The sequence below is a fragment of the Bacteroides luti genome (assembly GCF_900128905.1).
Taxonomy (GTDB): Bacteria; Bacteroidota; Bacteroidia; order Bacteroidales; family Bacteroidaceae; genus Bacteroides; species Bacteroides luti.
The window spans coordinates 114,339-126,939 of sequence record NZ_FQTV01000002.1 but is presented as its reverse complement, the minus strand read 5'-3'; the positions used below and the strand labels follow the sequence as shown (position 1 = coordinate 126,939).

Annotated in this window: 10 protein-coding genes; 4 read left to right on the top strand and 6 right to left on the bottom strand. The window is 35.1% G+C overall.

Going from position 1 to position 12,601, the window contains the following annotated elements; all coding sequences use genetic code 11:
- Window position 1: 1 nt before the first annotated feature.
- The 3 genes from BUC21_RS02335 to BUC21_RS02325 form a co-directional block, all read right to left on the bottom strand.
- Window positions 2-589 (bottom strand): YIP1 family protein, encoded by a 588-nt coding sequence (locus BUC21_RS02335; RefSeq protein WP_073398915.1) that lies wholly within the window; start codon window positions 587-589, stop codon window positions 2-4.
- 17 nt (window positions 590-606) lie between these two features.
- Window positions 607-1,407, bottom strand: coding sequence for a hypothetical protein (locus BUC21_RS02330; RefSeq protein WP_073398914.1), 801 nt, complete (start codon window positions 1,405-1,407; stop codon window positions 607-609).
- 81 nt (window positions 1,408-1,488) lie between these two features.
- Complete coding sequence (locus BUC21_RS02325; RefSeq protein ID WP_073398913.1) at window positions 1,489-1,995, bottom strand: DMP19 family protein; 507 nt, start codon at window positions 1,993-1,995, stop codon at window positions 1,489-1,491.
- Window positions 1,996-2,341: 346 nt separating this feature from the next.
- Here BUC21_RS02325 and BUC21_RS02320 point away from each other — a divergent pair, with 346 nt between their 5' ends.
- The 3 genes from BUC21_RS02320 (at window position 2,342) to BUC21_RS02310 (ending at window position 5,390) form a co-directional block, all read left to right on the top strand.
- Window positions 2,342-3,043, top strand: a complete 702-nt coding sequence (locus tag BUC21_RS02320) for an iron-sulfur cluster assembly scaffold protein (RefSeq protein ID WP_073398912.1) — start codon at window positions 2,342-2,344, stop codon at window positions 3,041-3,043.
- A gap of 20 nt (window positions 3,044-3,063) precedes the next feature.
- Window positions 3,064-4,074 (top strand): GGGtGRT protein, encoded by a 1,011-nt coding sequence (locus BUC21_RS02315; RefSeq protein ID WP_073398911.1) that lies wholly within the window; start codon window positions 3,064-3,066, stop codon window positions 4,072-4,074.
- 503 nt (window positions 4,075-4,577) lie between these two features.
- Window positions 4,578-5,390 (top strand): leucine-rich repeat domain-containing protein, encoded by an 813-nt coding sequence (locus BUC21_RS02310; protein ID WP_083547563.1) that lies wholly within the window; start codon window positions 4,578-4,580, stop codon window positions 5,388-5,390.
- An 864-nt stretch (window positions 5,391-6,254) separates the two neighbouring features.
- Here the strand turns inward: BUC21_RS02310 and BUC21_RS02305 are convergent.
- From BUC21_RS02305 to BUC21_RS02295, 3 genes are all read right to left on the bottom strand, one after another.
- Window positions 6,255-7,886, bottom strand: a complete 1,632-nt coding sequence (locus tag BUC21_RS02305; protein ID WP_073399183.1) for a RagB/SusD family nutrient uptake outer membrane protein — start codon at window positions 7,884-7,886, stop codon at window positions 6,255-6,257.
- 14 nt (window positions 7,887-7,900) lie between these two features.
- Window positions 7,901-10,570 (bottom strand): SusC/RagA family TonB-linked outer membrane protein, encoded by a 2,670-nt coding sequence (locus BUC21_RS02300; RefSeq protein ID WP_394332746.1) that lies wholly within the window; start codon window positions 10,568-10,570, stop codon window positions 7,901-7,903.
- A gap of 321 nt (window positions 10,571-10,891) precedes the next feature.
- Complete coding sequence (locus BUC21_RS02295; protein ID WP_073398908.1) at window positions 10,892-11,206, bottom strand: hypothetical protein; 315 nt, start codon at window positions 11,204-11,206, stop codon at window positions 10,892-10,894.
- A 250-nt stretch (window positions 11,207-11,456) separates the two neighbouring features.
- Between BUC21_RS02295 and BUC21_RS02290 the strand changes: the two genes are divergently transcribed.
- Window positions 11,457-12,137: a SagB/ThcOx family dehydrogenase gene (locus tag BUC21_RS02290; RefSeq protein ID WP_083547562.1), complete on the top strand. Its 681-nt coding sequence runs from the start codon at window positions 11,457-11,459 to the stop codon at window positions 12,135-12,137.
- The last annotated feature ends 464 nt before the right edge of the window (window positions 12,138-12,601 follow it).

Here is a 12,601-nt window from a genome sequence, read left to right as displayed (position 1 = left end):
ATCAGTTTAGTACAACAGTTAGTTTATTAAAAATTAGTTCTATAATAATAGGGCAAAAAATTATCACTAAAGAAGAAAAAATAGAAAACCATGTACTTTTGTTCTCATTCATCTTTAGCAGCACCCTTGCACCTTCCCAAATTATATAAATAATATAAAACTGAAAAATCAATTTTAGAATTAAAAAAGCAGGAACAATCTCTACTATAATCTTCAAGACAAAGGGAACAACCATTGCGTATCCCACAATTTGTTCTGCTTTTGCTAAATCACAATCTACACCAAACATGCTACGTGCCATTTTGCTAACAGTCTTAGCTGCAAGAAAATACCCAATAAACAAGGCAACAAAAACTCCACAACACTTAGTCATGGCTAATTGAAAAAGTTGATTTTTGGTAAGGTCTTCACTTCCTATGTTATACAAAAACACACTAGCAAAAACAGCCATACCACATAAACCAATCATAGGATAAACAAAGGTAGCCAAGCCCTTTCGTTTATCCTCTTCTAAACTAATTTCCTCCCATGCCTTGGCAGGGGAGGAAATCAATAACATAACTTTTTTAAACAAATTATTGTAATTCAATTCTATATTATAAATTATTATATATCATATTCCGTAGAATACACTTTATTAAATGTGGTACCCTCGTCCTTAACGATATTCACATTTATAGTAATCTTACTTTTGGTTGTTGGCAAACTATTCAGAATACTGTTTATATTAAATGACATAAAATACAAAAATGGATAACTACCAGCTACATTAGATGAAAGGTATCCATTGAGTTTATTATCTGAATTATCATTATGACTTAGATACAGATTCAACACATCCGGTTTAGTAGGATCGCTTACTGCCTGGAATGATTGATCTGTATAATTAAACATGGTGAAATAATGAGTTTTACTATAGAAATAGTAACTTGGAGCAATTATTAAATACCCTTTATTTATATATAACTGACTAGTTTGTGTCATTAAATCGAGTTGCAATATAGGATCAGTGGAAATAGAATCATTAGCAGATCCTTTTGTTACAAATGCCACTTTACGGTCAATAGATGCAATATAAGTCAATTCAATATTATATGTCCTATCACTTGGATCTTTTGACGCTTGTGCTGTCACTTGACTCGGATCAACCAGAGTATACGCAATATACGCCTTATCTATTGCATCAATTTTAAGTCCTTTTGAAGCTAATGATGAAAGAGATGCCGAAGTAGGAATAAGTGTTTCTCCGCTATCAGCTATCAGATATGTCCCCATAGAATTTACTACCCGGGCAAAGACATAATAAGGTTTAGAAGATGTATCATCACTACCACTGTCAATACATGATGACAAGAAAGGTATCATCAATAATGTAAAGCTTAAAACAAATAATTTTAATTTTTTCATTTCTCGTGTTTTTTAATTTGAATATAAAATATATTAAGATTTATAAGAAAACGCAGACTTTTACCCAAATACTGCATCGTATTATTTTATATTCGCAAATTCTTCTAAATGCTCATCAATATACCCTGCTATAATAGAAGTTATTTCTTCCTCATTTTCAAGGAATTCCTCTTCAAGATCATCAAACTCTTCATATTGTTCATACATAGCCATAAAATCGTCTTCACTTCTCTCCTTTTCAAGATCTTCTTTATGAGCATCGTATATTTTCTTAGCTTTATAAATCAACTTAGAAAAATCTTCAGCGCCAAACAATCTCATAGATTTGGCAAACGGATTATCAAATATATATCCTCCATATCCATTTTGAATAAGTTGCACAAATCCCCCTTCCATCACTTCTTCTCTAAAAAAATGATAAGCTAATACCGAGTGCTGAGCCCCATTGAGCAGCCCCATTTTTTCAGCATTTAGATTTCCTCCAAGAATATCTAAATACTTATCGGTAAACACTTTGATAAATTCATCCATTCCAAGTGATGCAGCTTCTTTTAGAGCAGAATCTGAAATTTCAATTGTTGTAGGCATATATTTAAGTTTATAACAGTTGTCAAAGATACATATTATTAAGAAAATAATCCAAGAAAATAGATTAAAATATATTTTTCATCGACATCTGGTTCACAGAATTATCACCTCAGAATTCATAAAAATTGTGCTATAAAATATAGTCTGATTTTATCATTATACTCTCCATTGATATAAATGTAACCTCCACATTACAAAAGCTTAAAGAATCTAATCTATTTATTCTAAATTCACAAAAAAGTAATTATTCAGACCTTGCTAAAAAGAATAAAAAAACTAACTTTGCGGTCGATTTGAAAAAATCGAGGTTACGAGTTTTTTATTTAATACGTAAAAAAGAGCTAATATGACTTATTCACACGAAGTAGAACACATGTGTGTTGTACAAAAAGGTCCAAATCACGGACCAGCTCCCATACCAGAAGAAGGCAAATGGGTAAAATCAAAAGAAATTGTAGACATCTCAGGTTTAACACATGGTGTTGGTTGGTGTGCTCCACAACAAGGTGCTTGTAAGTTAACCCTTAACGTTAAGCAAGGTGTTATTCAGGAAGCTTTAGTTGAAACTATTGGTTGTTCTGGTATGACTCACTCAGCAGCTATGGCAGCAGAAATTCTTCCAGGAAAAACTATCCTTGAAGCTTTGAACACAGACCTTGTATGTGATGCTATCAACACAGCAATGCGTGAACTTTTCCTTCAAATTGTTTATGGACGTACACAATCAGCTTTCTCTGAAGGTGGTTTGATTATTGGTGCAGGTCTTGAAGATTTAGGTAAAGGTCTTCGCAGTCAGGTAGGTACTCTTTACGGAACTTTAGCTAAAGGTCCTCGTTACCTTGAAATGGCAGAAGGTTACATCAAGACTATCGCTCTTGATAAGAACGATGAGATTTGCGGATACGAATTCGTTCACATGGGTAAATTCATGGACGAAATCAAAAAGGGAACTGATGCTAACGATGCTTTGAAGAAAGTAACCGGAACATACGGACGCTTTACTGCTGAACAGGGAGCTGTTAAACACATTGATCCACGTCACGAATAATATAAGGAGGAAAAGAAACTATGATTAGAGAAGTAAAATTTGAAAGTCAAGACCGTCGTATCAAAGGCATCATTGAAGCTTTGAACGCTAACGGCATCAAAGACATTGAAGAAGCTAACGCAATTTGCGATGCTGCGGGGATTGATCCTTATATGACTTGTGAAGAAACTCAACCTATCTGTTTTGAAAATGCAAAATGGGCTTACGTTGTAGGTGCTGCTATCGCTATCAAAAAAGGTTGTAAAAATGCTGCTGAAGCTGCCGAAGCTATCGGTATCGGTTTGCAAGCTTTCTGTATCCCAGGTTCTGTAGCTGACGACCGTTTGGTTGGTATCGGTCACGGTAACCTTGCTGCTATGTTGCTTCGTGAAGAAACTAAATGTTTCGCATTCCTTGCTGGACACGAATCATTCGCAGCTGCTGAAGGTGCAATCAAAATTGCTGCTAAAGCAGACAAAGTACGTAAAGAACCATTACGTTGTATCTTGAACGGTCTTGGAAAAGACGCCGCTCAGATCATTTCACGTATCAATGGATTTACATATGTTCAAACTCAGTTTGACTACTATACAGGTGAATTGAATGTAGTTCGCGAAATCGCTTACTCTGACGGTCCTCGTGCTAAAGTAAAATGCTACGGTGCTGATGATGTTCGCGAAGGTGTAGCTATTATGTGGAAAGAAGGCGTAGATGTATCAATCACTGGTAACTCTACTAACCCAACTCGTTTCCAACACCCAGTTGCAGGTACATACAAGAAAGAACGTGTATTAGCTGGTAAACCCTATTTCTCAGTAGCTTCTGGTGGTGGTACAGGTCGTACACTTCACCCAGACAACATGGCTGCAGGTCCTGCTTCTTATGGTATGACAGATACTATGGGTCGTATGCACTCTGACGCTCAGTTCGCTGGTTCTTCATCAGTTCCTGCTCACGTAGAAATGATGGGATTCTTAGGAATTGGTAACAACCCAATGGTAGGTTGTACAGTTGCTGTAGCTGTAGATATCGCTACTGCTTTGGCTAAGTAATTTAAGCTATCAACTATATTAAAATCCCCGTAAATCATTGATTTATGGGGATTTATTATATCTATGCTATTCATCAAATGATTGCCTATTTTCATTTGCATTAGTTTAGACAATTAAGACTGCCGCTTTCCTTATCTATTTACAGCTGTAAAATTATGTTTATAAATTACTAGGTTACCTAATAGCATAAAGCTATCTTCATCTTCCATAAATAAAGAAACATTTTGAGATTTGTTGGGATTTATTCTTTTAAACAAACCTTATTTTCTATATTTGTGTCAATTATAAAAGAAGGACATAGATAAATGACAAAATACATTTTATGATGCATTACAGGGAATCATATTTGTAGCTATCCTTTGTTATTTATATTAAGTCGCAAAAACCTATATATAACACTATCGATGCTTATCTAATTATAAGTACACAGAAGAATGGAATGAATTTGCTAGAATCATAGAAGAATAAACTGAGGCTTAGTTTAAAATGAAATAAATAATTATATGAAACGATTTTACATTATAATACTTTTACAATTACTAATGTGGCAGTTTTTGAGTTTCAGTTCACAAGCCCAGATTGTTTCTAGAACAATTCATATTGAGAAAGCAGGAACATTGTCTACATTAATACCATCTAAAGATAAATACTTAATTGAAGAACTGATATTATCAGGTAATATAAATGGTACTGATATTAAATACATTCGTGAAATGACTGGAGGAGGAGAATACTGCGACATGACAAATGGGAAACTTATTAAACTTAACTTGGAGGATGTTAACATTGTAGCTGGTGGAATTCCTTACATTTGGCAAAAGTACGATGGGACAGAAAATAATTGTGTTTCAGATTATATGTTCTATGATTTAGAACAATTGAATTCAATAATTCTTCCACGAAATACAATAGCAATAGGTGTGGGAACTTTCAATCTTTGCACTGGATTAAAATCAGTAAATATAGGCAATAACGTGTCTACTATTTGTAGAGATGCATTTTCATATTGCCCAGAATTAACTACCGTAACAATACCTGAAAGCGTTACATCTATTGGAGAAAGTGCATTTTGGCATTGCTCCAGTTTAACTTCAATAACGATACCCAATAGAGTCATTTCTATTGGTGAACGAGCTTTGAAAGATTGTGAAAGGTTATCAGAAGTACATTGCAAAGCGCAGAATCCACCAATAATAAATTCTTCAGTCTTTGATAAGTATAAAAACAGGTTAAAATTATATGTTCCTAAAGGCTCTTCCAAAGCATACAAAAACGCAGAAGGTTGGAAAGAGTTCACAAACATCATAGAAGAATAGGTTCTTATAACTCAACAATACTTCCGGTCTACATTACCCATTGAAATAATGTAAACCGAATTTTGAAATAAAATATTTAATGCCAAGCCGGCTTAGGAATAAGAAAAATATTGTAAATCAGTTCTAGTAATAACCACAGAAACTGTAAACTCAATCCAGGAAAGGACATCCATTGGCGAATAATTGAAAACATCCCGCCAGGTTTTTGAAAAAGCTGGCGGGACTTTGTTCAACATCCGGTTACGTTTTTAAAAAGACAGGCGGGATGTTTTTTGCATTGCACTTTTACACTATCTTACAGAAAAACGAAAATCAACCATCACTCCATCACTTTTTTCTGTAAAATATTTAAATACAGTATATTATTTCGAGCTATTTTTATTCAAAAAATGATCAAACTCAACCTATATTATTGCTCAAGACGTATTAAGTCTGAAATTTGCAGATTGTACTCAAAAAGGTGAGGGTTCATGCCTTTTGGTGATGGTTTGGTGAGGGTAGAAATCAATCCATCACCGCGTAATTAGTTGTTTTTTAGTCTATTGGATAAAAAAGTGAGGAAGTGAGGGATGAAACTATTTTTTCAATATTACAGAAAAAGATGACCCCCTATTCAAAGAATTAGTGATAGGAGTGATAGGGAAAATACATATTTTGAACTTTATTAGAGGGGGTAGTGGCACTCTATAGGATGCCCCTGCCCCCCTATAGAGTGTTCAAAATAGTGATAATTGCTATCACTCCTATCACTAATTCTTTGAATATAAAAAAACAGACTTGAGGTTTTGGGTAAAGTCTCAAGTCTGTTTAGCAGAAATGACCAGACACTTTTTTGAAAGCATTTTTAGAATTGAGCATTTTCTTTCAATACCCGGCATTCTGAATCAGTAGCGGATTCATCCCTATTATTTTCTCAGGTATAGGAAATACAGTAGTATATCCATTTTGTTCGTTTGGGAGTTGCGGACGACTACTATATGCACGGGTAAACTGTCCAAAACGTATCAGGTCTTGTCGCCTCCATCCTTCCCAAGCTAGTTCAAGTTGTCTTTCGGCTAACAGATTTTCTAATGTTGCTTCCCTGGCAGATGCGCCAACGCGGTAACGAACTTCATTCAATTCTGCATCACCATTTTCACCGTTACGAACTTTAGCTTCGCTCTTCATTAGTAATACATCGGCATAGCGAAACAGCACAATATCATTTTCCATTAACTTACCGTCTTTCGTAGCTGTAACATCAACTTCATACTTCTTCATACGTGCTCCCGCTGTCTTTTCATAAGGAGTATTTGAAACATCCAATAGCACTTTCCAGGGAAAGTACTCTAAAACTATTCCATTATCCAATGCTACAACATTCCCTTTTAAATCATACACAATTCCAGCAAAATAACATTTATCAAAGCGAGGGTCTACATCATTTGTACCATAACCAAATGTATTAAGTATTTCTATTGTAGCACTCGAGCCATTCTCACCTCCCAGCCCATAAGCTTTTGCATGATTGTAATGACGTGAACGAAAAAGATATTGCATCTGATTGGTGTACATTGTTTTGTTCATTGGAATAGTGAATATATTCTCCTCTGATGATTCATTAAAAACAGCAAAGTTACGTTCGTATTGTGGTTCGAGCTGATACCCCGCTACAGTAATCTTGTTACAATAAGCTATTGTAGTTTGCCAGGAATTTAAACGATTACCATCCACCTCAAAATAAATAGATTTTCCGTTAGGATGTATACCATCAGTCCAGTTATTATCCGTATAAATTTCAGCATTTAAGGCTAGCTTTGCCAGTAAGAAATAAATCACCGGACGAGTGAGACGTCCATAATAATCTCCTGGCTGATTACTCCGTTCTTCAGCCAATAGAGACTCAACCGTCTGCAATTCCTTCACCACAAATTCGAATATTTCTTTCCGCTCTTTTTGAACGACTTCTTTCATAGGAGTTGAAGAAGACAGTACCAATGGAACTCTTCCAAACAAATCCATCAGATAATAATAATACATAGCACGCATAGCGCGTACTTCAGCTCTGTAGACCGGTAGCTCTGCATTCGAATGTGTTTCAGCAAAAGAATCTATTTTCTCCAAAGACTTATTACAAAGATTCACCACTTTATAGAGATACTCCCACGTTGCCTGAATTGCGTCATTATCCGTTCCCCATTTATGCAAGAACAAGCCTTGCCAAAAACCTCCGTCATACCAGTCACCACCACGAGTGGGCATAATAGCCTCATCTGTAGTAAATGTATTCAGGTCATAAACGCCTCGTCCTGTACCTTGCAACCCTTGACTGTCACTATATCCGCCTACATACGTATACAATGAAGCCACACTATTGAGATAAACATCTGCCAATGTTTTATAAGCTTCTTCTTCAGAAAGTCTGTCACGCGGATCTTCTTTCAGAAATTCACTACACGAAGCAGGTAGCATTAACAAGATAACGCATAGGAATCTGTAAATATACTGTCGTTTCATTGAAATATCCTCCATTAAAAATTAAGATTCAACCCAATAGTATAAGTCCGCGCCAACGGATATCCACGTTTGTCGTCCAAACCAAGTGTAGCATTCACTGTAGAACTGTTAATAATAGGCGATAGTCCTGAATATCCGCTAATAGTTGCCAGATTATTGACTGTAAATGCCAAACGAAGCGACTGAATATACTTCTTCAATTTCTGAACAGGCACATTCCATGCAACCGTTACATAATCAAAATTTATATAATCGCCCCGTTCCAACCAATAATCAGTTGCTGTCTGATCTTTGATATTACGTTGCGGAGCTTCTTTCATTACATTATAATCTGGGAAAATATTCATATTCATATAAGTCAATGAAGTTCCGTTATAAATCTTGTGTCCAAAAGCTCCGTTAATCTGCATTGAGATATCCCAACGCTTGTAACGGAAACTAATGTTAGATCCTAATAGCGCCTTTGGCACAGCCTGCCCTGCCACAAACCGATCTTCTCCATCTTCCAGACTAACTCCTCCTCCATTTAAGTCTGCAATCTGGTACACTGATTCGCCACTGCTATTTGTAATAAGTCCTGTTGTATGGGGCAGATAAAACACACCCAAGGGTTGACCCACTACCTGATACACTATGTGATTATACCCTCCATGAAAACCGGCTCCATTCAAACTTGCCAGACTCTTATACTTTGGACCGGATATAGTTTCACCATTATAATAACCGTTCAAAGTCAGTAATTTGTTTTGCTGGAAAGTAATATTAGCATTGATATTTAGTTCCATATCTTTAGCTTTTAAAGGCGTAACTCCAATTGCAATTTCGGTACCACTGTTTCGCATAGAACCAATATTTGCCAGTAATGTATTGTAAGTAAAAGGAGGTACACTTACATTATAAAGATAGAGCATATCCTTTGTCTTCGATGTATAATAATTAGCCGATAGCAACAAACGATTATCTAACAAAGCTACATCAATGCCTGCGTTGAAAGTAAGTTTCACCTCCCATTTCAGATTCGGATTTGTATTTCGTATATCTCCCAATGATACTACAGAAGAAGCTCCTATAGGTATAACTCCATTAGGCTTTACCAAATTCATTGTTGTGTACGAATCTATCCCGCTCTGATTTCCTGCCAAACCATATCCGGCACGGAACTTCAGATTATTGATCCAGGAAAAACGCTTCATAAACTTCTCTTCACTCACTACCCAGGCTGCTGATAAAGAAGGAAAGAATCCCCATTTATGATTATCCCCAAATTTAGAAGAGGCATCCGTACGAGTATTAACCGTAAAGATATAGCGATCAGCAAATGTATAATTAAAACGCCCTAAAAACGAAACCAAACGAGGCTCTTCATAATAGGAATTGGTCCCTTCCCACAAACGGATTGCTCCAGCCTGCAAGTTATCATACCCGAAATTGTCCGTACTGAAATTGGTTACGGTGGTATAGAACCCAGTGTACGTCTCTTTCTGCAATTCAGCTAAAGCCAAAGCATCAAAAAAATGTTTCTTCCAGTTCTTTTTGTATGTCAGCATCATATTGCCCAGTAACGATTCCTTTTTTCGTGTACCTTTATAGGCTTGGCCGTGTGCCCAGACTGAAGTAGGAAGATATTGAGAATTTTCCACAATATTATTAGTATATGCACCAAACACAGCTAGCTTCCAGTTATCAGACAGATGAAATGTCAATCGGGCATGACCACTGATGTGTGAAATAGCTTCATTATCTTTCACCTCCATCCATGCTAACGGATTAGTAATCTGACTGGCATTCGTAATCATATCCCAGGAATCTGTCTCAGGATTCTTATGATTGGGAAAAGTTGGATTAAAAGTCGCTGCTGAATAGAATGTCTTTTGATAATCGAACAAATTCCTATTCTTCTGAACAGAGCCAAACATACCCAATTCGCATTTTACAAAACCATCAAAAACCTCCTGAGCCATATTCATATTAGAAGTCAGAATTTTCAAGTCTTCATTTTGAATAACTCCCTGACGATTCATAAATCCCACAGAAACCCTATAGCTGGAAGCCTCAGTTCCTCCATAGAAAGCAACATTCTGGTTTTGCTGCAATCCGGTCTGCTCTATTTCTTTTTCAAAGTTTGTATTGTATCCTTTATCAAGAATAGAAATATTCCGATCTGCAGATAGTTTACGGAAATCATCAGCAGAAAGCATTTTCAAATTCTTATAAACAGAAGCAATACCAAAACTACTATTATAACTCACCCTAGTCTTACCACTAATACCTTTCTTTGTTGTCACTTCTATAACTCCAGAAGCACCACGCGAACCATACTGTGCAGTTTCTGAAGCATCCTTTAATATGGTGAAGCTTTCTATATCAGTGGGGTAAATAGAAGCAAGCATACTTAAGTCACCAAAAACGCCGTCTATAATAATCAACGGATCATTGCCACTACTTAACGAAGTTGTACCGCGTAACCGCACAGCATCCAAAGCAGCGGGACTATTAGTACTGCGCTGAATAGTTAATCCGGGTACTCTTCCACGTATAGCATCCAAAGGGGTGGTTATTTGTTCCCTATTCATCTGTATCTCCGTAATTTTTTCCACAGAGCCAGAAACATTTCTTAGTTTTCCGGTAGCATACCCAACAGTAATCAAAGAATCGGGCAAAGGAATGTTAAGCTTCTGCGCCATCAATATAACAGGAGAAATAATCAGGAAGCACAAGCTGAGAATATAGACTTTTTTGTAGTGTGTCATAAGTCTCGATTTTAAGGAGTACAATATGTACATATAACAAAAAAGTGGAAATTAGGTTGAGGATAAATAAAGTCTAACAGTCTAATACCAATATTTAAAACATTGATTTATAACAAAAAACAAGCGCTCGACTTTTTTTGGAGAAAGTCAAGCGCTTGTTTATAAGTTAAACACTAAATCTTTTATTTTTTTATCGGTTAAACAACTAAGCCCCTTGATAAATAAATAAAATCATTGGCGAATAATTTCGAAATACTATTTCTTAGCAACGCGATCTTTAGTATTCACTTTGCTTTTAGAATCACTCATCTTCTTTTTCTGATTCAAAGAATATCCGGAGCCATCACACTTATTAGCTTTCTTTGCAGGATCAGATTCATTAAAGCTAGCTCTCTTACAAGTTTTTTGCTCGCAATTATCACAAACACCATTCTGGTTGTTATCAGTAAAACATCCTCTTTTTCTTACTGTAACATTTGATTTAGCCTGAGCGGTCTGAGCATTCTGAGCAAATGTATCTGCCAAACTAACAACTGCGAATAGCATACAAAAAAATAAAACTCTTTTCATAAAATATAAATTATAGAATCATTTAATATCAGACTGCAAATATAGTGAACAAACAACTAATCATTATATAAAGAATAGAACTTGTTTAAAACTATTTTGCATATAAAAGCGTTATTTATTAAATTGTTGATAATAGTATTAAAGTGCTTTTAATTTAATACAAAGTGATATGAAACATTATATTTCTGGAATTAAGTGCATTTTATTTGTCTTCACAATAATATTCCCGGCGGGGTGCTCCAAAAGCGAAATGAAATCAAGCAAAGAACGTGTCCTGACAAAAACTGACGACACAACATTATCCTATATTTTATCACCTCCTGATAACAAGGGGAATATTTCAGTCGAGGAAGCTCTATACAATAGAAGATCACGTAGAGATTTTCAGGATAAAGAGATCTCCGAGAAGCAATTATCACAAATTTTATGGGCATGCTATGGTATTACATCTCCTAGAGCTGAAAACTCTGCAATGAGAGGCGGCTTGAGAACAGCACCTTCGGCAGGTGCATTGTATCCACTCGAAATTTATGTATTGGTAGGTAAAGTAAAAAACATAAAGCCGGGCATTTACAAATACATTGCAAAAAATCACAAGATTGTAATGACCATTAATAGGGATTTAAGAAAAGAGCTGTGTGCAGCTGCACTAAATCAGGAAATGATAAGTAAAGCTCCGGCTGTTTTATTTTATAGTGCTATATATAATAGGTGTACTGAAAGATATGGAAATCGTGGTCGTGAAAGATATGTTTGCATGGATCTGGGGCATTCCGCCCAAAATGTATATCTTCAGGTAGAAGCGCTTCATTTGGGAACCTGCGCTATAGGTGCATTCAATGATGATTCGGTTAAAAAAACAATGCAACTAAGTTCTGATGAAGAACCTTTATATATAATGCCTATCGGGTATTATTTAAATAAGCCATAAACTTAGCAATCTAAACATTAGATACTAATTTCCACATACCTGCAATTAAATCCTTTCATACAACCCAAAGATTATCGGATAATTCAGCTCGGAATAAATAATTCAAATTATTAAAAAATCGATTAGTAATACTTCAATTCTTAATATCTTCTTAAATATTAAGATTAAAACCATTGAGTATAATTGAAATCAAACAAATTGATTTATAATTTGTTAATAAAAAGTCTGTTATAGTAAAATTATAAAAATAACATTTTTCGTAATATACTAAACAAGCATAAATCTAGCCTAAAAAGTTATAATCTGAAAGATAAATAGATTTTAAATTAAAATAATTACTAAGCAATAAGTATAATAATATTTTATACACGATTTTACGACTTATTTAATGAAAAAAATTTCAAATTATGTTTTTTATATTTAATCTTATTTTTATATTTGTGAAATAATTAACTATAATAAAT

What these genes read in the sequence shown, in the direction of transcription:
- BUC21_RS02305 (WP_073399183.1), bottom strand. Translation starts at nt 7,886, where the DNA reads ATGAAACGACAGTATATTTACAGATTCCTATGCGTTATCTTGTTAATG.
- BUC21_RS02330 (WP_073398914.1), bottom strand. Translation starts at nt 1,407, where the DNA reads ATGAAAAAATTAAAATTATTTGTTTTAAGCTTTACATTATTGATGATA.
- BUC21_RS02315 (WP_073398911.1), top strand. Translation starts at nt 3,064, where the DNA reads ATGATTAGAGAAGTAAAATTTGAAAGTCAAGACCGTCGTATCAAAGGC.
- BUC21_RS02300 (WP_394332746.1), bottom strand. Translation starts at nt 10,570, where the DNA reads ATGGCGCAGAAGCTTAACATTCCTTTGCCCGATTCTTTGATTACTGTT.
- BUC21_RS02295 (WP_073398908.1), bottom strand. Translation starts at nt 11,206, where the DNA reads ATGAAAAGAGTTTTATTTTTTTGTATGCTATTCGCAGTTGTTAGTTTG.
- BUC21_RS02320 (WP_073398912.1), top strand. Translation starts at nt 2,342, where the DNA reads ATGACTTATTCACACGAAGTAGAACACATGTGTGTTGTACAAAAAGGT.
- BUC21_RS02290 (WP_083547562.1), top strand. Translation starts at nt 11,457, where the DNA reads ATGAAATCAAGCAAAGAACGTGTCCTGACAAAAACTGACGACACAACA.
- BUC21_RS02310 (WP_083547563.1), top strand. Translation starts at nt 4,578, where the DNA reads ATGAAACGATTTTACATTATAATACTTTTACAATTACTAATGTGGCAG.
- BUC21_RS02325 (WP_073398913.1), bottom strand. Translation starts at nt 1,995, where the DNA reads ATGCCTACAACAATTGAAATTTCAGATTCTGCTCTAAAAGAAGCTGCA.